Annotated in this window: 16 protein-coding genes; 12 read left to right on the top strand and 4 right to left on the bottom strand. The window is 54.4% G+C overall.

Annotated elements, in window-relative coordinates; all coding sequences use genetic code 11:
• Window positions 1-37 precede the first annotated feature (37 nt).
• Together FD744_RS05210 and ascF are read right to left on the bottom strand one after the other, a co-directional pair.
• A complete protein-coding gene (locus FD744_RS05210; RefSeq protein WP_160867558.1) occupies window positions 38-1,471 on the bottom strand; it encodes a 6-phospho-beta-glucosidase in 1,434 nt (477 codons plus the stop codon).
• Window positions 1,472-1,487: 16 nt separating this feature from the next.
• Complete coding sequence (ascF, locus tag FD744_RS05215) at window positions 1,488-2,927, bottom strand: PTS cellobiose/arbutin/salicin transporter subunit IIBC (protein WP_160867559.1); 1,440 nt, start codon at window positions 2,925-2,927, stop codon at window positions 1,488-1,490.
• 254 nt (window positions 2,928-3,181) lie between these two features.
• Here ascF and FD744_RS05220 point away from each other — a divergent pair, with 254 nt between their 5' ends.
• From FD744_RS05220 to FD744_RS05235, 4 genes are all read left to right on the top strand, one after another.
• Complete coding sequence (locus FD744_RS05220; protein WP_160867560.1) at window positions 3,182-4,195, top strand: LacI family DNA-binding transcriptional regulator; 1,014 nt, start codon at window positions 3,182-3,184, stop codon at window positions 4,193-4,195.
• A gap of 131 nt (window positions 4,196-4,326) precedes the next feature.
• On the top strand, window positions 4,327-6,441 hold the full coding sequence (locus FD744_RS05225) for a TonB-dependent siderophore receptor (protein ID WP_237449340.1): 2,115 nt from the start codon (window positions 4,327-4,329) through the stop codon (window positions 6,439-6,441).
• A gap of 11 nt (window positions 6,442-6,452) precedes the next feature.
• Entirely contained in the window at window positions 6,453-7,460 is a 1,008-nt protein-coding gene (locus tag FD744_RS05230) for an ABC transporter substrate-binding protein (protein ID WP_160867561.1), read from the top strand.
• Between the two features lie 334 nt (window positions 7,461-7,794).
• Complete coding sequence (locus tag FD744_RS05235; RefSeq protein ID WP_160867562.1) at window positions 7,795-8,853, top strand: acyltransferase; 1,059 nt, start codon at window positions 7,795-7,797, stop codon at window positions 8,851-8,853.
• Between the two features lie 40 nt (window positions 8,854-8,893).
• On the opposite strand, the gene FD744_RS05240 is transcribed toward FD744_RS05235, so the two are convergent.
• Window positions 8,894-9,217: an AzlD domain-containing protein gene (locus FD744_RS05240; protein ID WP_160867563.1), complete on the bottom strand. Its 324-nt coding sequence runs from the start codon at window positions 9,215-9,217 to the stop codon at window positions 8,894-8,896.
• A 1-nt stretch (window position 9,218) separates the two neighbouring features.
• Window positions 9,219-9,959, bottom strand: a complete 741-nt coding sequence (locus tag FD744_RS05245) for an AzlC family ABC transporter permease (RefSeq protein ID WP_097119136.1) — start codon at window positions 9,957-9,959, stop codon at window positions 9,219-9,221.
• Between the two features lie 104 nt (window positions 9,960-10,063).
• Between FD744_RS05245 and FD744_RS05250 the strand changes: the two genes are divergently transcribed.
• From FD744_RS05250 to purU, 8 genes are all read left to right on the top strand, one after another.
• A complete protein-coding gene (locus FD744_RS05250; RefSeq protein WP_034824023.1) occupies window positions 10,064-10,897 on the top strand; it encodes an AraC family transcriptional regulator in 834 nt (277 codons plus the stop codon).
• Window positions 10,898-10,915: 18 nt separating this feature from the next.
• The gene (locus FD744_RS05255; protein WP_034824021.1) at window positions 10,916-11,968 is read left to right on the top strand and encodes a GlxA family transcriptional regulator; all 1,053 of its coding nucleotides are present in this window, start codon (window positions 10,916-10,918) and stop codon (window positions 11,966-11,968) included.
• A 296-nt stretch (window positions 11,969-12,264) separates the two neighbouring features.
• Entirely contained in the window at window positions 12,265-13,566 is a 1,302-nt protein-coding gene (gene glyA, locus FD744_RS05260; protein ID WP_160867564.1) for a serine hydroxymethyltransferase, read from the top strand.
• A gap of 41 nt (window positions 13,567-13,607) precedes the next feature.
• The gene (locus FD744_RS05265) at window positions 13,608-14,858 is read left to right on the top strand and encodes a sarcosine oxidase subunit beta family protein (protein WP_160867565.1); all 1,251 of its coding nucleotides are present in this window, start codon (window positions 13,608-13,610) and stop codon (window positions 14,856-14,858) included.
• Window positions 14,859-14,881: 23 nt separating this feature from the next.
• Window positions 14,882-15,250, top strand: coding sequence for a sarcosine oxidase subunit delta (locus FD744_RS05270; protein WP_034824015.1), 369 nt, complete (start codon window positions 14,882-14,884; stop codon window positions 15,248-15,250).
• Window positions 15,247-18,285 carry a sarcosine oxidase subunit alpha family protein gene (locus FD744_RS05275; protein ID WP_160867566.1) on the top strand — a complete coding sequence of 1,013 codons (3,039 nt, stop codon included), beginning with the start codon at window positions 15,247-15,249 and terminating at the stop codon, window positions 18,283-18,285. The genes FD744_RS05270 and FD744_RS05275 overlap by 4 nt, the downstream gene beginning before the upstream one ends.
• The gene (locus tag FD744_RS05280) at window positions 18,278-18,916 is read left to right on the top strand and encodes a sarcosine oxidase subunit gamma (RefSeq protein ID WP_160867567.1); all 639 of its coding nucleotides are present in this window, start codon (window positions 18,278-18,280) and stop codon (window positions 18,914-18,916) included. The genes FD744_RS05275 and FD744_RS05280 overlap by 8 nt, the downstream gene beginning before the upstream one ends.
• An 80-nt stretch (window positions 18,917-18,996) precedes the next feature.
• A complete protein-coding gene (gene purU, locus FD744_RS05285; protein WP_160867568.1) occupies window positions 18,997-19,863 on the top strand; it encodes a formyltetrahydrofolate deformylase in 867 nt (288 codons plus the stop codon).
• The last annotated feature ends 12 nt before the right edge of the window (window positions 19,864-19,875 follow it).

The following is a 19,875-nucleotide window of genomic DNA, read 5'->3' on the forward strand; positions in this document are numbered from 1 at the left end:
GGGCGAACTCACATCGCCCGGCAGTGAATCGCAAAGATTATTCACTTAAATCGCGGCCATTGCTGGCAATCACTTTTTTATACCACCAGAAAGATTTTTTGCGGGTGCGCGCCAGTGAGCCCTTGCCTTGATCATCACGATCGACGTAAACAAAGCCGTAGCGTTTACTCATCTCGCCCGTTGAGGCTGCGACCAGATCAATGCATCCCCAGGTGGTGTAACCTATCACCGGGATGCCATCGGCTATCGCTTCGCCCATTGCCTGAATGTGCTGCTTCAGGTAGCTGATACGGTAATCGTCATGAATCTCGCCGTTGGCATCGATTTCATCGCGCGCCCCCAGGCCGTTTTCCACCAAAAATAGCGGCTTTTGATAGCGGTCGTACATCATGTTCATGGTGATGCGCAGCCCTAAGGGATCGATGCCCCAGCCCCATGCGCTCCGGGGAATGTGCGGGTTGGTCAGCGATTTCACCACGTTTGCCGCACTGCTGTTTTTCTCGTTCATATCGGCTGAGGCACAGCGAGACGCGTAGTAGCTGAAGGAGACAAAATCCACGGTATGACGCAGGAGTGCTGCATCACCGTCCTGCCACTCAATCTCAATGCCTTTCTCGCGGAACACGCGTGCTGCGTAGGAAGGATAGGCACCGCGCGCCTGCACATCGATAAAGAACAGGTTCTCGCGATCTTTTTCCATCGCCGTCCAGACATCTTCAGGGTTACATGACCACGGATAGAAATTGCCGCCCGCCAGCATGCAGCCGACCTGATTTTCGGGGTCAATCTCGTGTGCAATTTTCGTCACCAGCGCACTGGCGACCAGTTCATGATGCGCCGCCTGGTATTTAACCTGCTCTCGATTATCCTCTGGTCCGAAGACCAGGCCAGCGCCAGAGAACGGGCTGTGCAGCAGAATGTTGATTTCGTTAAACGTCAGCCAATATTTCACCAGCCCGTTGAAAGCGTCAAAGCAGGTGCGGGCATAGCGGGCGAAGAATTCAATCATCTTGCGGTTGCGCCATGAACCGTACTCGGTAACCAAATGCATCGGTACGTCAAAATGGCATAACGTCACCAGCGGCGTGATGCCATATTTTTGGCACTCTTCGAACAGGCTGCGATAGAAAGCGATACCTTCAGGATTTGGCGTTAACTCATCGCCTTTCGGGTAGATGCGGCTCCAGGCGATGGACGTACGAAACACCGTGAAGCCCATTTCCGCCATCAACGCGATGTCATCTTTGTAACGACGATAAAAATCGATGGCATCGTGGCTCGGATAGTATTCATCATCACGCAAGGTGAAGCGCGGTTCCAGCCCGAGTTTGACCGGCATACGGTGTTCGCCATGCGGGATCATATCCACCGTGGTTAAGCCTTTACCGCCCGCAAGATAGCTCCCCTCCGACTGATTAGCGGCTAACGCGCCGCCCCATAAAAATCCCTCTGGAAATGTCACTTCAGACATAAAAAACCTCAGTTAATCAATTCACATTGACGGCTTTAGCAGGATCCACAACCGGTTTAGGCTGCGCTGTTTCACTCACCGGAATATCTTCAAAGCCAAGAATCAGGGTCAGAACAAATGAAAGCACCACCGACAACACCATCACGCCACCCACCCACACAATGCTCATCGGGTTGGCCGGATCAAAAAACTGTACGCTGGTAAACAAGCCGGGTGAGGCCATGGAGTGGCTGGCGAGCCCGCCGATGCCGGCTACCGCGCCACAGATAAATCCGCTGATCAGGCTGGCGATCAGTGGTCGTTTGAGTCGCACCGCAACACCATACAGAGCGGGTTCCGAGATCCCAGCCACGATCGCTGAAGCCGCTGCGGCAAACGCGGTCTGACGCAATTCCGGATTCTTGGTTTTGAAGGCTACGGCCAGCGATGACCCGCCGAGTGACAGATTGGCGCCGATTTCAGAGGGCATCACCATGCCTTCTTTGCCCGTTTCCGCGATGGTCTGAATGATGGTCGGGGTGAAGACGCGGTGCATGCCCGTCATCACCAGCAGCGGCCATAACGCGCCCATAATCGCTACGGATAACCAGCCGAGATAGCCATGAATGGTATAAACCAGCGCTGAAATACCGCTACCAATCCAGATGCCGAGTGGACCAATCAAAACAATGGCAATCGGTGCGGCAATCAGCACAATCAGCATCGGTTTGAGGAAGTTTTTGGTGACCGCAGGGGTAAAGCGATCCACCCAGTATTCGATGTGCGACAGGATCCAGGTCATCACCAGCGCCGGGATGACGGTGTAGGTGTATTTCACCGCCGTCACCGGGATATAGGCGAACTCCACGGCCTGGCCTTGTGCCGCTTTGGCCATCAAATCAATAAAGTTGGGATGCACCAGTACGCCAGCAATCGCAATCGCCAATGACATATTGGTTTTAAATTTCAGTGCCGCCGAGGCCGCCACCATTACCGGCAGGAAGAAAAAGGCACCGTCACCGATGACATTCAGGATCACCAGCGTAGACGAACCTTTCGCCAGCACACCGCTCATCTCCAGCACCATTGCCAGCAGTTTTACCATCGATCCACCGATGATCGCCGGGATCAGCGGCGACATGGTGCCCACCAGCGCGTCAAGAATGCCCGCGCCAATGCTACGAAGGGTGATTTTGCGTTTTATCGGGGCGCTGTTGTCGCTATTCGGTGTGCCGAGTTTAAGCACTTCCTGGTACGCGAGATTAACGTTATTGCCAATGATCACCTGGCATTGCGTATCGGTATGCACCACGCCCATCACGCCCGGAATCGCTTTTAGCGTGGCGTTATCGATCAGGGTAGTGTCGCGTAGCACGAAACGCAGGCGCGTCATGCAGTGCGTGACGGCTTCTATATTGCTTAAGCCGCCGAGCGAAGCCACGATGGCGCGTGAAACGTCAGCATAATTTTTAGCCATGGATTGTAGGTCTCTGATTTTTTTGAGTAGGGGTACGTTTGCCCGCATATCTATTGCGAGTCATGAGAAACCGGTTTCACAAAATCATGAATATGAAATCAAAGGCAGGCAAGAAGTTTAAAATTTGATGTTTAAAATTGTGATAGTGATCGATAACGAAGTGAGGAGCGGGCAAACATTACGGTGAAAAAATTCTCCGCATAATTCGCGACTTAGGTACACTTCAGCGATACAGGCGTAAATCAGAGTGAAAAATGGCAACCATAGTTGAGGTGGCGAAGGTCGCAGGCGTATCTAAAGCCACGGTGTCACGTGTGCTGTCCGGCAACGGTTATGTCAGCGAAGAGAAGCGGGAATTGGTGTTTAAGGCCATCGCGGAAACCGGTTTTCGCCCCAATTTACTGGCGCGAAATCTGGCAACCAAGTCGAGCCAGACCATTGGTCTGGTGATCACCAACACCCTCTATTCCGGCAGCTACTTTACGGAACTTATGCAGCATTCCGCCCGACTGATGGAGCAGCAGGGGCGACAACTGCTATTGGTGGATGGCAAACAAAGTGCGGAAGAGGAGCGTGCTGCGATTCAATTTTTGCTCGATTTGCGCTGTGACGGCATCATCATCTATCCACGCTTTCTCACCATTGAAGAAATGGACGCTATCATCGATCAGCACTCGCATCCGATTCTGGTGATCAACCGTCGTCTGCGGCAACACGACAGCTACTGTATTTACGCCGATCAACAACGCACCAGCGCCGACGCCGTTGAAGCGTTAATCAAACTAGGGCATCGTGACATTGCCTTTATTACCGGGTCGCTCGATTCGCCCACCGGCCGTGAGCGCCTGGCGGGCTACCAATCGGCGCTGGCAAAACACCAGATTCCGGTTCAGCAAGCGTTGATTATTGAAGGGAGGTGGCAGGCGCAAAACGGCGTAGCGGCGGTAGAAACCTTGTTAAACCAGGGCCGTCCGTTTAGCGCACTGGTGGCCAGTAATGATGATATGGCGGTAGGGGCGTTAAGAGCATTGGCATCGCACAACATTGCGGTTCCGGCTCAGGTCTCCGTGCTGGGATTTGATGATATTCCGCTGGCCCCCTTCACCGTTCCGTCGCTCTCTAGCGTGAAAATGCCGGTGACGGAGATGATTCAGGAAACGCTTGCAAGGCTGATATCGATGCTCGACGGGGGCGAAATGCGCAATCGCCAGCGCTTCGCGGGTGAAGTGATGATGCGAGAATCCGTCGGCCCAGGACCTTTCGCCTGATAAAAAACAGTGACGGATCAGTAATATAACGCTGATAAACAATAGGTTGACGAATCTTATCGATATATAATCGAAAATATAGCGCTAGCTTAACGCGCTCACCCCCTTTCGTCAGTCATCCTGGAAATGTCATGTTTATCAAGCGTATCACCCTGGTGAAAACAGGTTTCACCGGTGCCATGTTGTTGTCCGCCGTTCCGCTGTATGCCACATCCGAGCAACCGACCATTGCAGTGACTGCCTCGCCGAATCAACCTCCTGCAGAAACCGATAAAAAAGCCACGCTGGGCAATCTCGGCAAACAGGAAGTGCGCAATACGCCGTGGTCGGTGCAAACCCTGTCACCTGAGTTGATGACGCGCCAGCAGTTGAAAAGCGTCAGCGATCTTTATCGTTACATGCCATCGGTGCAGGGGGATGGGGCACGCCCGCAAACCCGGGGTATGCAGGGCAGTGTGGTGCAGAACAGCATGATCGATGGGCTGAATGTGGTATCGACCACCGACTACGCCGCTGAACAGTTTGATCACATTGAGGTGCTGAATGGTCTCGCCGGATCCTTGTATGGTCCGGCCAATCCGGCAGGTCTGTTCAATTTCGTGAGCAAACGCGCCAGTGACACACCGCAGCACTCCATTACTGTGGGTGCGGGTACCGGATTAAGCCATCAGCTGGCCGGTGATTTTAGTGGGCCGCTGGATAGCAACGATCGTCTGCGTTATCGCCTTAATTTCCTCGATGATGAAGGCGATGGCTATGTGAAAGGCAGCAAAGTTCGCCGTCAGCTGTTCAGCCTGGCGCTCGATGCGAATCTGACCGATCAAACGGTGCTGGAAACCAACTTCAGCTATTACCATTTCTACGACAAAGGCCTGCCGGGCAAATTTGCGCTTGGCAAGGGGTTGTCATTCCCCTCTGCGCCCGATCCGAAAACGGCGCACCTGGGGCAATCTTATGCGGGTGATGACAATCACACGCTGACTGCTGGCCTGCATCTCAAACATGACTTCGACGGAAACTGGCAGGGTGAAATTGGCGTTTTACGTCAGATTGCCGATCGTGAATCCACGGCGGTAACCAACACCTTCACCGACAGCCACGGCGAATACACCACCACCACCTCATCTGCCACCGCCAGCCGCTTTACGATTAACAGCTACATGGCGAATGTGAATGGGGAATTGGATACCGGCTGGATTCATCATCAAATTTCAACCGGGCTGCGCGGTTTTGTCTGGAAGAATTACAACCCCCGCAACGGTGCTTCCTCGACCCTGGGCAGCGCTTCACTGGATAATCCCCAGGCTTTCGCTGAACCGGACTACCCTGATTTTACCGACCGCTATCATTCCGCCACTGCCAGCGAGCATGCATTTCTGCTCAGCGATAATCTGCAGTTTTCCCCGCAATGGAGCCTGTTACTGGCGGGCAGTGAGAGCCTGCTGAGTTCGTCCAACTACAGCAAAACGGGCAGTCGCAGCAGTGACTCTGCTAATAGCGGATTCAGCGGTTCCGCCAGCCTGACGTATAAACCGGTTGATCCCCTGACGCTGTATGTCACTTACGCTGATAGCCTGCAACAAGGGGACACCGCACCGGCCACGGCCAACAATGCCGGTGCGATTTTGGCGCCTTATCGCAGCCGTCAGGTGGAAGTGGGCAGCAAGCTGGCGGTCAATAAACTGCTGCTGACTGCCGCGCTGTTCCAGATTAAACGCCCGTTCGCTTACACCAACGCCAGCGGCGACTACGCTATCGATGGCGAACAGCGTAACCGTGGGCTGGAACTGATGGCGGATGGTGACCTCACCGATCGTCTGCATCTGTTCGGCGGCATGACCTGGTTAGATCCGCGTCTGCTGGACACCGCCAGCACACAAACCGATGACAAACAGATTGTTGGCTTGCCTCGCTATACCGCCAGCCTGTTTGCCGCTTACGATTTACCGATGTTCAGCGGTACCGATATTCACGGCGGCATTCACTATGTTGGGCGTCGCACTACCGACAATCAAAATGACGGTTGGGTAGGGAGCTATACCACGCTGGATGCCGGTGCAGCTTATAAGACCCGGCTGTTTGATACCGCCACCACCTTCCGACTTGATGTCACTAACCTGACCAACCGCCATTACTGGACCAATATCGTGCCCGGTGGGTTAAACGGGTATAGCGGTGCAGGCTATGCCAGCGCTTCTCTCGGTGCGCCGCGTATGGTGCAAGTCTCCATGCAACTTAACTTCTAAGGGAGTGAATGATGAGCAAAATGTGGCGTCGGCTATTACCGATGTTGATGGTGAGTACACTGGCCTCAGCCCAAACGGTGATCGATGACACTGGTAATCATGTCGAAATCAGCAAACCGGCGATGCATATTGCTGACGCCTGGTTTGCGCATCACTCGTTGTTGATGACGTTGGGCGCGGGGGATCGCATCGTGGCGACGGTAAATCATCCTGCCGATCGTCCGTGGATGTTTAAGGTTCAGCCATCCCTCAATCAGGCACTGCAGGCGAAGGGGAAAACCTTTGCCAGTGAAGCACTGGTGGTGCGCCATGTTGACGCTATCTTTGTGCCAGCGAATGATCCTGATGCGGAATCGTATCGACTTGCGGGTATTCCGGTACTGGCAATGAACTTCGATGATTTTGCTTCGATGAAGCGTTCATTGATCACGACTGCGCAAGTGGTGGGTACGCCCGAGGCGGCGAAGCGAGCAGAAGCTTATAACCGCTACCTTGATCAGCACATTGCTGACATCAGCGGGAAAACGGCGGGTTTAAGTGAGGCACAACGACCACGGGTGTTGCACATCCAGTCGCTGCATCCATTGAAAGTCGATGGGCGCGATACGCTGATTGATACCTGGATTAATCTCGCCGGTGGTCGAAATGTCGCTGCAGGCATTGTCGGCAATATGAAGCCCATCTCCCCTGAAGAAGTGATTCGCTGGAATCCTGATGTCATTATCATCGGTGCGGGTGCCGGATCGCTGGCAGATTCCGACTTTAAGACGTTGTTTGCCAGTGTGAAAGCCGTCCAGCAACATCGTGTGTGGCAGAATCCGGCAGGAGTATTTCCGTGGGATCGTTATGGCACCGAGGTGGCGTTACAGATTCAATGGGCCGCAAAACAGTTGCATCCGGCGTTGTTTCCTCAGCTAGATTTAGTGAGCGCTACGCAGGCGTTTTATCGACAATTTTATGACTACTCGCTGACGGCGAATGACGCGCAGCGAATTTTACAGGCGTTGCCACCGGAATAAATCGTGCTTTTTTAAATATGTCATTTTAAATTCATTAGCTCCACTGTTGAAGAATCATGAACAAACCCGTTTAAGCTTTACTTATAACGGGTTTGTTCAATATCCAGACAAAGGTGTTTTAAGAAGGCGGATGGTCTTAAGTGCCGGGTAATAAAAGGATTAGAATTTGCTCCATCCTGGATTGGTAAGTCCAGTGGAAATTAATGCTTGATGCCTTCAAGCATTAAAAAACGTGCATTAAGAAAAGTTTTAATCAGAATAAGTCTTATTGTGAGTAAATAATTGTCAGTGCTAAGTTGAATTTACACATCCGGACATCTTTCCTGAGGGAATTATGCACGCACGCATCAAGCATCTTGACGGAATGCGCGGTCTTGCCATCTTAATGGTGATTGGTTACCACGCCTATGCACGTTGGCCAGAACTCTTGCCCTATGTAAACCTCACACAACATATTCCAGTTTTTTCATTCGGCTGGCTTGGCGTAGAGTTATTCTTCATGATTTCCGGCTTTGTCATATTTATGACGCTGGATAAGTCTGATAGCTATATCAGCTTCCTGAAAAAACGCTGGCTGCGACTGTTTCCGGCAATGCTGATTGCCAGTTTGTTACTCTATGCTATTGGTGGGTTTTTCCCGGAATGGTCAGCTATGACACCCTATGTCAGGAATCTGCTACCGGGGCTGATCTTCACTAATCCTGAAACGTTGACACAAATAACCGGTATTGAATTTAAATCGATGGCGGGCTCATTTTGGTCGCTGTACGTTGAAGCGGTATTCTATCTGATTATTGGTGCCATCTATTTTACCCTGGGACGGAAATATTGCTTGCCGGGCTTGCTGGTGCCGATGTTACTGCTGTCCGCCTCCTCGGTATTAAAATCTTTAGGTCATCCCATTTTCATTGATGTTATTGCTAAGTTTGGTTTTATTCACTACGCGTGGTTTATGATCGGCTGCCTGGTATATGAAAGAATGCATGGCCGTGACAAAGGCTTTCATTATGCGGTTGTGGTTGTCGCGATGCTCATTAACTTCAGCTACTACGTTAAAAATGCGGGTGCCCTAACGGTCATTCCCTTACTGCTGGTCATGCTTTTCTTTATTGCCAGTTTTTATTCAAAACAACTGGAACGTTTGTTATCCGTTCGATTTTTCACTGCGATAGGTTTTGCCAGTTACGCCTACTATCTGATACATGAAAACCTCATGATTGCCATACTGATAAAAATGAATGTGCAGATCAAAAGTGAAACAGTCATGCTGCTCATGCCGATTGTGGTCGCCGGAGGGCTCTATTATTTGGCCTGGTTTATCACCAAATATCTCGAACCAGCGTTGAGAAATATGTTGAAGGGAAAACGGACACCTGCAGCAGAGGCGAGTTGACATCACGGTGCGGAATTCATTCCGCACCCGATGCTTCACGTTACAAACCAAACCCATAACGCAGCGCAGTATACGCCACCATGCCAGCCAGCACGGTGGCAAACAAACCGCGCGTGACGATGCCGGTGATCGCCGCAATCAGCGCCGCCAGTAACGATAAACTCAAACCTGAAGCGGTTAACGCCGGCTTTTCAATCAACTCGGCTGTGACAATGGCCGCCATAATGCCCGCCGGGATAAAGCTCAGCCACTGTTGTGCCAGCGGGGCGAGTCGGAAGCGGGAAAGCAACAGAATCGGGCCAACGCGCATCACCGCGGTGACCAGCGCGGCAACCACAATGGTCATCAGGACATTACGCTCCATGTTATTTCCCCTCCTTGTATTTCATGCGTAACAGCAGCGTGGCCAGACTGGCGGCCATCGAGGCGGCGATGATCACCACTACGCTGAGATCGAGATGTCCCGCAGAAAAATAGGTCACCAGCACCGCAACCACAATCGCCAGCGTCTCCAGCCATTTGCGCCGGCTGGCAAACCACGTCATTAGAATCAGCCCGATAAACATCGATACCAGACTAAAACTCAATCCGGCCATCAGCGATTCAGGGACGGCAGATGCGGCATAAGCGCCAATCACACAGGCAATAATCCAGTTCAGCCAGGCGGGCAGGTTAAGACCAAACATCCAGGCGAAAGCGATTTTGCCATGCTGGCTGCCGTGCTGTACCGCGACGCCGAAGGTCTCATCGGTGAGCAGCAGGCCGCTGACGACTTTCTGCCAGCCACTTTGGCCACGGAAGAACACGCTAATCGCTGAACTCATCAGCAAATAGCGCAGATTAACCAGCATCACACTCAGCACCACCGAGGTCATTTCCGCGCCTGCTGCCCATAGCGAATAAAATAAGAACTGCGCCGAACCGGTGTAGAGCAGCGTCGCCAGCAGCGCGGTTTGCAATACGGAGAAACCGGCCAGCGTGCCAATGGCACCCGCAGCAAAACCGATGCTCAGGTAACCGGGCACGGTAGGCAAACAGGCGATAAAACCCGCGCGAAAACTCAGTGGATCGCTGTGTTTCGGCAGGGTGTGACTATTCAACGACATGACAATTTTCCAAAACCTTCTCAACAGATGCACCAATTTTAAGCCACGATGCGCAAGGCTATAGTAAAATCCTGCTCCCGGAGTACATCAGCGAAGGATTTGTGATGCAGGAAAAACGTGATGACATCAAATTGTGGCGTGATCGTGGTATGCACGGCGGTATGGAAATCCTGCGTGCACGCTGCTACGAGCACAGTTATCCGCCACACTTCCACGACGAATTCGTGATCGCGGCGTTTGCCCGAGGGGCACAACGTACCCGCATTTGCCGTCAACAGGGCATTGCCGCCGCTGGCACGGTGATGGTGATTCTGCCGGGGGAGGTGCACACCGGTGAAGCGGTCCAGCGTGAGGAAGGCTGGGATTACTGCGCGTTTTATCCTTCCGCCACACTGGTTAATGAGATCGCGGAGTCACAAATCGGCGGCAAAGGTGAACTCAATTTTGGTGCGGAAGGGATGCGGTATGATCCGTTGCTGGCGCAGCAGATGTTGCAGGCTTCCGCCGTGATGCAAGAAAGTCCGGACGCAGTGGAAAAAGAGTGTGCGCTGTTTCAGGTGCTGAGCGCGTTAATCCGTCAACACGGCGAACGCACGTTAAAAGGCGGTGAGCGGCATGCGTTACGCGCCGATATTCGGCAGGCGATCGATTTTCTGCACAGCGATTACCATCAGCCGCTGGCGGTCAGTGAAATCGCCGCCGTCGCCGGGCTAAGCGAATACCATTTTATGCGCACCTTCCAGAAGCTGACTGGCTTATCGGTACATCAATACCTCACGCAGATTCGCCTGATGCGGGCAAAACGACTGCTGTCACAAGGCTTCGATGCCGCGCACACCGCCAGTGAAGTGGGCTTCTTCGACCAGAGCCACTTCATCAAGAAATTCCGCGCCCATTTTGGCATTACGCCGGGTGCATTTGCGGCGGCATCGCAATGATGGAACGAGGATCTTGCCATGACTTCCCGTAACAAACCCAATGAACAGGCAACGCCGCTGTCGGTCGGTTTCGTCCTGCTGAACCGCTTTACGCTGCTACCGTTTGCGGCTTTTGTGGATTGCCTGCGTCTCGCCGCCGATGAAGGCGATCGCAGCCGTCAGCTGCGCTGTAGCTGGACGTTCATGTCCAGCTCTGGCAGTGAAGCGACTTCAAGCTGTGGCGCGGTGATCTCGCCTTGTGAAGCCCTCAAGAACCCGGAACATTTTGACTACATCGTGGTGATTGGCGGGGTGCAGGATGAGAAGGACAAAACCGATCATCGCGCGCTGGATTATATTCGCCTTGCCGCGCAGTTTGGCACGCCATTGGTCGGCTTATGTACCGGTGTCTTTGCATTGATTCAGGCTGGCGTCATGAAGGGAAAAGAGTGTTGTGTCAGCTGGTATCACCATGGTGATTTACAGCGGCGTTTTCCCGATATCACCCCGGTAGCCGATCGCATCTTTGTCGATGAAGGCAAGCTGATTACCTGTGCCGGTGGCGTGGCGGCGGCGGATGTTGCCGCGCACCTGATTGAACGCCATCTGGGCCGCGCATGGGCGATAAAAAGTCTGCATATCATGCTGATTGATGAAGCGCGCACCACGCATCATCCGCAGCCGCAACCGGTGATCTTCGAAAAAATAAAAGATCGCATGGTGCGCAGTGCCGTTGATGTCATCTCCCAACATATGGGCGAGGTGATTTCGGTTGAGCAACTCGCTCAGCGCCTGAATACCTCGCGACGCAATATTGAGCGCAAATTCAAGGATGAACTGGGTGTCAGTCCGCAACGCTTCGCGCGTGACTTGCGACTGCGCTATGGTTTGTGGCTACTGCTGTACAGCGCGAAAACAGTGACAGAAATTGGCGAGCGCTGTGGCTTCTCCGATACCGCGCATTTTTCCCGCCATTTCCGCGATGCCTTTGGTTATCCTCCCAGCCTGGCACGCAAGCAGGCCGCATTGCGCGATCAGCAGCATGTCGATCCATTCTTTATTCATATTGATAGTGCAATTGAAGGGCGTTGATTTCAGCGCTCTCGTTATTTCATTGTTACTGCAAAAAATGATTACCCACTGATTTACTTAATTTTTTCCTCCCACCCGATTTAAGCATTTCCATTCAGACATCACATTTTCTTATCCAATCGTGATGCACCTCAAACAATACAAATCACCTTAAAAAATTAAATCATTGATAAATAATGGTTGTCGCGATTTTGTCATATTAAATGTCGCAAACGTTCAAGCTTGCACCCGGCGATATTCAGTAGTGTGAAAACGTACTGAATTTGGCCACTAATCCTGATGATGAGGGTGTAGCAATGAATGCAAATGATTTGAACAGTGCCGATCCACAACTGTTTGCCGCCGTAGTGGGTGAGCTGGTGCGACAGGAAACACACATCGAATTAATCGCCTCGGAAAATTATGCCAGCTCCCAGGTCATGTCGCTGCAGGGCAGCCAGCTCACCAACAAATATGCTGAAGGCTATCCGGGAAAACGCTACTACGGCGGCTGCGAACATGTCGACACCATCGAACGTTTAGCGATTGAACGCGCCTGCCTGCTGTTTGGTGCGGATTACGCCAACGTGCAGCCCCATTCCGGTGCTCAGGCGAACGCCGCGGTGTTTATGGCGTTGATCAAACCCGGCGACACCATTCTCGGCATGAGCCTGGCGCACGGCGGTCACTTAACCCATGGCGCCGCACCGAATGTCTCCGGTAAGCACTACAACGCCGTGCAATACGGTTTGAATGCCGAAACCGGTGAGATTGATTATCAGGAAGTGGAGCGCCTGGCAAAGGAGCACCAGCCGAAACTGATTGTGGCCGGTTTCTCTGCTTATTCGCGCATCGTTGACTGGAAACGCTTCCGCGAAATCGCCGATAGCGTTGGCGCCTGGCTGATGGTGGATATGGCGCACGTGGCGGGTCTGGTCGCTGCTCGCTGTTATCCCAACCCGTTACCGCATGCACATGTGGTGACCACCACCACGCACAAAACCCTGCGCGGCCCGCGCGGTGGTCTGATTCTTTCAGCGAACGGTGATGAAGCGCTGTACAAAAAACTCAACTCTGCGGTGTTCCCTGGCCAGCAGGGCGGCCCGTTGATGCACGTGATTGCTGCCAAAGCGATGGCCTTCCGTGAAGCGATGGAGCAGGACTTCATTCACTACCAGGCCAAGGTGATCGATAACGCCAAAACCATGGCGAAAGTGTTCATCAAACGCGGCTACGACGTGGTGTCAGGCGGCACTGACAACCATCTGTTCCTGGTCTCGCTGATTGGTCAGGAGATCACCGGCAAAGAGGCCGATGCTGCCCTGGGCCGCGCGCATATCACCGTGAATAAAAATTCCGTGCCCAACGATCCACAAAGCCCGTTTGTGACCTCCGGTTTACGCATCGGCACGCCAGCCGTGACCACGCGCGGCTTTGGCGAGAAGGAGTGCGAGACCCTGGCGGGCTGGATTTGCGACATCCTTGATGTGCTGGCGCTGAAACAGAACAGCGACAACATCGAAGCCTGGGTGCGTTTCAACGTATCAGAGCTGTGTGCCAGACATCCGGTGTATGGCGAGCATTCACCACAGGCTATCGCCAAAAAAGCCATTGCCTGACCATTTTTCCCGGCTCAGGCCGGGAGTTTTAGGAGACGAGTATGCAACGTTTTTCTGGTTTCGGGCTGATTAGCCACGGACTGAGTTATCACGAAAACTGGCAGCGCATGTGGCGCAACCCCACGCCGAAAAAGTCCTACGACGTGATCGTCATCGGCGGGGGCGGACATGGCTTAGGGACGGCTTATTACCTGGCAAAAGAGTTTGGTATCCGCAATGTGGCGGTGATCGAGAAAGGTTGGCTGGGCGGCGGTAACACCGCGCGTAATACCACCATCGTGCGCTCGAACTATCTGTGGGATGAAGCCGCCGCGCTGTTCGAGCACTCCGTGAAATTGTGGGAAGGGCTGACTCAGGAGCTGAACTACAACGTGATGTTCTCGCAACGTGGCGTGTTGAATCTGGGGCACACCCTGCAGGACATGCGTGATATCCAGCGACGTGTCAACGCCAACCGCCTGAATGGCATTGACGGTGAAGTCCTGGATACTCGCGGCGTACAGGATCTTGAACCGCTGCTGGATTGCTCTGCTCGCGCACGTTTCCCAATCATGGGCGCTTCCTGGCAACCGCGCGGCGGTGTGGCGCGTCATGATGCGGTGGCGTGGGGCTTTGCTCGCGGCGCAGATGCGCATGGCGTGGATATCCTGCAACAGACCGAAGTCACCGGCCTGATGATCCGTGACGGCCAGATTTACGGCGTGCACACCAATCGCGGTGATATCGAAGCGAAGACGGTGGGCTGCGTGGTGGCGGGTAACTCGGGCGTGCTGGCCAATATGGCCGGCATCAAACTGCCGCTGGAATCACATCCTTTGCAGGCACTGGTCTCCGAACCGCTCAAACCGGTGGTCAACACGGTGGTGATGTCGAACCACGTACACGGTTACATCAGCCAGTCCGATAAAGGCGATCTGGTGATTGGTGCGGGCATTGATGGTTACACCGGTTACGGCCAGCGCGGCAGCTATCCGATTATCGAACACACCCTGCAGGCGATTGTTGAGATGTTCCCGGCCTTCTCGCGCGTGCGCATGAACCGCCAATGGGGCGGCATTGTAGATACCACGCCAGATGCCAGTCCGATCATCTCGAAAACTAAGGTCAACGGCCTCTATTTCAACTGTGGCTGGGGCACCGGCGGCTTTAAAGCGACACCGGGATCGGCGCATGTGTTTGCCGCCAGTCTGGCTAAACGTGAGATGCACCCTCTGGCGGCACCGTTCTCTATTGACCGTTTCCACACCGGCGCTCTGGTGGATGAGCACGGCGCTGCGGCCGTTGCGCACTGATTATTGTTCGGGAGAAAGACAACATGTTTCATATTTATTGTCCGTGGTGCCAGGAGCATCGCGAAGAAGAAGAGTTTCATGCCAAAGGCCCGGCACATCTGGCGCGCCCTAAGGATCCGGAAGCTTGCAGTGACGAAGAGTGGGGCGACTATTTGTTCTTCCGTGATAATCCACGCGGCGTGCATCACGAACTCTGGGTGCACGCGGTGGGTTGCCGAAAATTCTTTAATATCACGCGCAATACCGTGACCTACGAGATCCTGGAAACCTACAAAATCGGTGAGCAGCCAGGCAAAAACGTGCAGGCAGAAGTGGTGACCTTACCGGTGCGCCAGGAAGCACGAGAAGCGGCCAATGAGAACGTAAAAGTGCAGGCCGGAGGCGCATCATGAGCCAGGTCAATCGCCTCAAACAGGGCGGTCGCATCGATCGCAGCCGCAAAATCACTTTCACTTTCAATGGCAAAACGCTGGAAGGTTTCGTTGGTGACACCCTGGCATCAGCACTGATCGCCAACGGCATTGATGTGGTCAATCGCAGCTTTAAATACTCCCGACCACGCGGCATTGTTGCGGCCGGTGCGGAAGAGTCGAACGCCGTGGTACAGCTCGGTGGCGCGGAACAGGAGCAGATCCCCAACGTGCGTGCTACCCAACAAGCGCTCTACCAGGGGCTGGAAGCCGCCAGCACCAACGGCTGGCCGAATGTCGATCGCGATTTGATGGGCGTGGTAGGCAAAATCGGTGGGCGTTTTATGCCGCCAGGTTTCTACTACAAAACCTTCAAACAGCCGGCGTCGATGTGGAAAACCTACGAAAAATACATTCGTAAAGGGGCCGGTCTGGGCCGTAGCCCAACTGTCGCCGATCCCGATATTTATGATCACTTCAATCAGCACTGCGATGTGCTGGTGATTGGCGCTGGCCCAGCCGGACTGGCTGCGGCGCTGGCCGCAGGGCGCAGTGGGGTGCGCGTGATCCTGGTGGATGAGCAGGAAGAGATGGGCGGCAGCCTGCTCGACAGCCGTGAAATCATTGATGAGAAAGGCGCCGCGCTGTGGGCCCGCGATGTGCTGCAAACCTTGCAGGCGCTGGACAACGTACAGCTGCTGGCGAAAACCACCGCCAACGGCTATCACGACCATAACTTTGTCACGCTACTTGAGCGTCGCACCGATCACCTGTCGATCACTGCGCCAGTTATCAAGGGCCACAAACAGGCGCGTCAACGTATGCACCGGGTACGTGCCGGACGGGTAGTGCTGGCCACCGGCGCGCATGAGCGTCCATTGGTGTACAGCGGCAACGACATTCCCGGTAACTATCTGGCGGGTGCGGTTTCCACCTATATCCATCGCTATGGCGTCGTGCCGGGCAACAAACTGGTGGTCTCCACCAGCAATGATGACGGCTACCGTGCAGCGCTGGACTGGCTGGAGAGCGGGCGTGAAGTGGTGGCAATTGCTGATGCGCGTCCGAGTCCGGACGGCGAGTTGGTGAAACAGGCGCGTCTCAAAGGCATCACCATCATGACCGGCAGCGCGGTGATTGAAGCGCAGGGCGCTACGCGCGTGCGCAGTGTCGATATCGCCCGAATCAACAGCGAAAGCTTTGTGGTGGTCGGTAGCGCCACGCGTCTGGTGTGCGACACCGTCGCCAGCTCGGGTGGCTACAGTCCGGTCATCCATCTCGCATCACATACCGGCGGGCGCCCGCAGTGGCGTGACGATATCCTCGGTTTTGTGGCGCCCCAGGTAAAAGGGATGAGGGTAGTGGGAGGCGCGCAGGGCATCTATAGCTTGCCTGACGTGCTCAGCAGCGGTTTCGAGGCGGGAAAACGTGCTGCTGAAGAGACCGGAGGCACACCGCAACCGATGGCGCTGCCGCAAACACGGGCGCGTCGTGATGGCTCGGCGCTGGCGCTGTACCAGGTGCCGCACATGAAAACCACCATGCGCGCACCGAAACAGTTTGTCGATTTGCAGAATGACGTAACGGCCGCTTCCATTGAGCTGGCCACGCGTGAAGGCTTTGAATCGATTGAACATATCAAACGTTACACTGTCATGGGTTTCGGCACCGATCAGGGCAAACTCGGCAACATTAATGGCCTGGCGATTGCGGCGCGGGTATTGAACCGCAGCATTCCTGACGTTGGCACCACCATGTTCCGCCCCAACTACACGCCTGTGGCCTTTGGCGCAGTGACCGGACGCCACTGCAACGAGCTGTTCCAGCCGGAACGCTATACCGCGCTGCATCAGTGGCACGTGGAAAAGGGTGCGATGTTCGAAGATGTTGGGCAGTGGAAGCGCCCATGGTACTTCCCGCAGCGCGTCAATGGCCAACTGGAGACGATGCACCAGGCGGTGGTGCGTGAATGTCGCGCAGTGCGTGAAAGCGTCGGCGTACTCGATGCCTCAACCCTCGGCAAAATCGATATTCAGGGGCCGGATGCGCGTGAATTCCTCGAACGCGTCTACACCAATAAGTGGGCCAAACTGCCGGTGGGCCGTGTGCGCTACGGCCTGATGTGTCGCGACGATGGCATGGTGTTTGATGACGGCACCACCAGCTGCCTTGGCCAGAATCACTTCCTGATGACCACCAGCACCGGCAATGCCGCCACCGTGCTGGAGTGGCTGGAACTCTGGCATCAAACCGAGTGGCCTGAATTGCAAGTTTACTTCAACTCGGTCACCGATCACTGGGCCACCATCACTGTCACCGGGCCTAAAGCCCGCGATCTGCTGGCGGAGTTCAGCGATATCGATTTAGCGCGAGACAGCTTTAAGTTTATGGACTGGCGTGAAGGCAAGGTGGCGGATGTTCCGGCTCGCGTGTTCCGCATCTCGTTCACCGGCGAGTTGGCGTATGAAATCAACGTGCAAGCCAACTATGCGTTGCATGTCTGGCAAGTACTGTTCGCGCACGGCAAGAAATACAACCTCACCCCTTATGGGACAGAAACCATGCACGTATTGCGTGCGGAGAAGGGGTTCATTATTGGCGGTCAGGACACCGACGGATCAATGACACCGCACGATCTCGGCATGGAGTGGTGTGTGGGCAACGACAAACCGTTCTCGTGGATCGGCAAACGATCGCACACCCGATCCGATGTGCTGCGCGAGGATCGCAAACAACTGGTGGGGCTGTTACCGAAAGATCCTAAAGTGGTGCTGGAAGAGGGGGCGCAGGTGGTGTTCGATCCGCAGCACGCGGTGCCTGTGCCGATGTATGGCCACGTCACCTCCAGTTACTACAGCCCGACGCTGGACAGCGGCTTTGCCATGGCCGTGGTGACACGCGGACATCACCGCATGGGCGAAACCGTCTGGCTCGCCAGTTCAGACGGTCAATTCACTGAAGCCAAAATTGTTAGCTCCGTGTTTATCGATCCAAAAGGAGAGCGCCAGAATGTCTGAGACCCTCACTGCCAACCTCTTTAATGCACATCCTGTGACGCCGGGGATGGGCGAATCTCCACTGGTGTGGAGCTATATCAAAACGGGTATCCCTACTGTAGCGGGCGCCTCTGATATCACATTGCGCGAGCGCGCTGACCTCGGTCATCTGACGCTGCGCGGATCGGCTATCGAGTTGGATAAAGCGCTGCGCGCCGTATTACAGCTCTCTCTGCCCGCGCAGCCTTTATCCCTGACGCAAGCCGGTGCATACAGCGCGCAGTGGATGTCACCGGACGAGTGGCTGCTGATTGTGCCGCAGGGTGAAGAGTATGCCATTGAGCAGCAGTTACGCGCTGCGCTCGGCGATGCGCACTACGCAATTGTGAACATTGGCGGCGGGCAAACCTTGCTGGAGTTGCGCGGTGAACAGGCGATCAATCTGCTGAAAAAATCGGTGGTGTATGACGTTCATCCGCAGAATTTCCCGGTAGGTAAAGGTGTGATGACCTGCTTTGCCACCATCACGGTGATCCTGCGTCGCCCAACAGAAGATCGTTGGGAACTGGTGGTGCGCCGCAGTTTTGCGGACTACAGCTATCGCTGGCTGCTGGATGCCGGCGCGGAATATGGCATTAGCGTGCTGTCCTGATAGGACATCGTCGTCAATTTACGCGGTGGCTTGCAAGTCACCGCCATTCGGCTCAGTTGCCAATGATGTGAGGGTCTTTTATGAGTCGTAGTAATGCCAACTGGATTTTGACCGCCCAATGCCCGAGTAAACTGGGCAGCGTGGACGTAGTCACGCGCTTTCTTAAGGAACAGCGTTGTTACATTAATGAGCAGCACAGCTTTGATGACAAATGTGCGCAGCGATTTTTCATCCGCACCGTATTTGAACCGCAGACCGACAACTTTGATGCGGCGGCATTTCGTGATGAATTCAGCACGCGCGCGGCTGACTTCGCCATGTCGTTCGAACTCACCGAACCCGGCTATAAAGTGCCGGTGGTGATCATGGTGTCGAAAACCGATCACTGTCTCAACGATCTGTTGTATCGCCATCGCGCCGGTAAGTTGGCCATTGATATCAAAGCGGTGATCTCTAACCATCCGCTGCTGGAGCCCATCGTGGCCTGGCATGGTTTGCCTTACCACTATTTCCCGGTATCTGCGGCGAATCGTGCGGAACAGGAGCAACAAATCTGGCAGGTGGTACAGGAGACGGGGGCGGAACTGGTAGTGCTGGCGCGTTACATGCAGGTGATGTCGGCGGAGATGTGTCAGAAGCTGTCGGGTCGTGCCATCAACATCCATCACTCCTTGTTACCCGGATTCAAAGGGGCCAGGCCTTATCATCAGGCCTATGACAAGGGGGTAAAACTGGTGGGGGCCACCGCGCACTTCATCAATGAAGATCTCGATGAAGGGCCGATCATCAGCCAAAAAGTCGAGGTGGTGAGTCATGCCGATTACGCCGACGATCTGGTGGATAAAGGGCGCGATATCGAGCGCTTAACGCTGGCACATGCGGTCTCGTGTTATGCCGAGCGCAGAGTGTTCCTGTATGAAAATCGCACCGTGGTGTTTTCACGGTAAGGTGCAGTGGAG

Origin of the sequence: Pantoea sp. Taur, from assembly GCF_009830025.1 — a bacterium.
Taxonomy (GTDB): Bacteria; Pseudomonadota; Gammaproteobacteria; order Enterobacterales; family Enterobacteriaceae; genus Pantoea; species Pantoea communis.

Excerpts from the sequence above, each read along its gene's own strand:
- FD744_RS05210 (WP_160867558.1), bottom strand. The coding sequence starts at position 1,471 with ATGTCTGAAGTGACATTTCCAGAGGGATTTTTATGGGGCGGCGCGTTA.
- FD744_RS05225 (WP_237449340.1), top strand. The coding sequence starts at position 4,327 with ATGTTTATCAAGCGTATCACCCTGGTGAAAACAGGTTTCACCGGTGCC.
- FD744_RS05280 (WP_160867567.1), top strand. The coding sequence starts at position 18,278 with ATGTCTGAGACCCTCACTGCCAACCTCTTTAATGCACATCCTGTGACG.
- FD744_RS05235 (WP_160867562.1), top strand. The coding sequence starts at position 7,795 with ATGCACGCACGCATCAAGCATCTTGACGGAATGCGCGGTCTTGCCATC.
- FD744_RS05250 (WP_034824023.1), top strand. The coding sequence starts at position 10,064 with ATGCAGGAAAAACGTGATGACATCAAATTGTGGCGTGATCGTGGTATG.
- FD744_RS05230 (WP_160867561.1), top strand. The coding sequence starts at position 6,453 with ATGAGCAAAATGTGGCGTCGGCTATTACCGATGTTGATGGTGAGTACA.
- FD744_RS05270 (WP_034824015.1), top strand. The coding sequence starts at position 14,882 with ATGTTTCATATTTATTGTCCGTGGTGCCAGGAGCATCGCGAAGAAGAA.
- FD744_RS05245 (WP_097119136.1), bottom strand. The coding sequence starts at position 9,959 with ATGTCGTTGAATAGTCACACCCTGCCGAAACACAGCGATCCACTGAGT.
- FD744_RS05255 (WP_034824021.1), top strand. The coding sequence starts at position 10,916 with ATGACTTCCCGTAACAAACCCAATGAACAGGCAACGCCGCTGTCGGTC.
- ascF (WP_160867559.1), bottom strand. The coding sequence starts at position 2,927 with ATGGCTAAAAATTATGCTGACGTTTCACGCGCCATCGTGGCTTCGCTC.
- FD744_RS05265 (WP_160867565.1), top strand. The coding sequence starts at position 13,608 with ATGCAACGTTTTTCTGGTTTCGGGCTGATTAGCCACGGACTGAGTTAT.
- purU (WP_160867568.1), top strand. The coding sequence starts at position 18,997 with ATGAGTCGTAGTAATGCCAACTGGATTTTGACCGCCCAATGCCCGAGT.
- FD744_RS05220 (WP_160867560.1), top strand. The coding sequence starts at position 3,182 with ATGGCAACCATAGTTGAGGTGGCGAAGGTCGCAGGCGTATCTAAAGCC.
- FD744_RS05275 (WP_160867566.1), top strand. The coding sequence starts at position 15,247 with ATGAGCCAGGTCAATCGCCTCAAACAGGGCGGTCGCATCGATCGCAGC.
- FD744_RS05240 (WP_160867563.1), bottom strand. The coding sequence starts at position 9,217 with ATGGAGCGTAATGTCCTGATGACCATTGTGGTTGCCGCGCTGGTCACC.
- glyA (WP_160867564.1), top strand. The coding sequence starts at position 12,265 with ATGAATGCAAATGATTTGAACAGTGCCGATCCACAACTGTTTGCCGCC.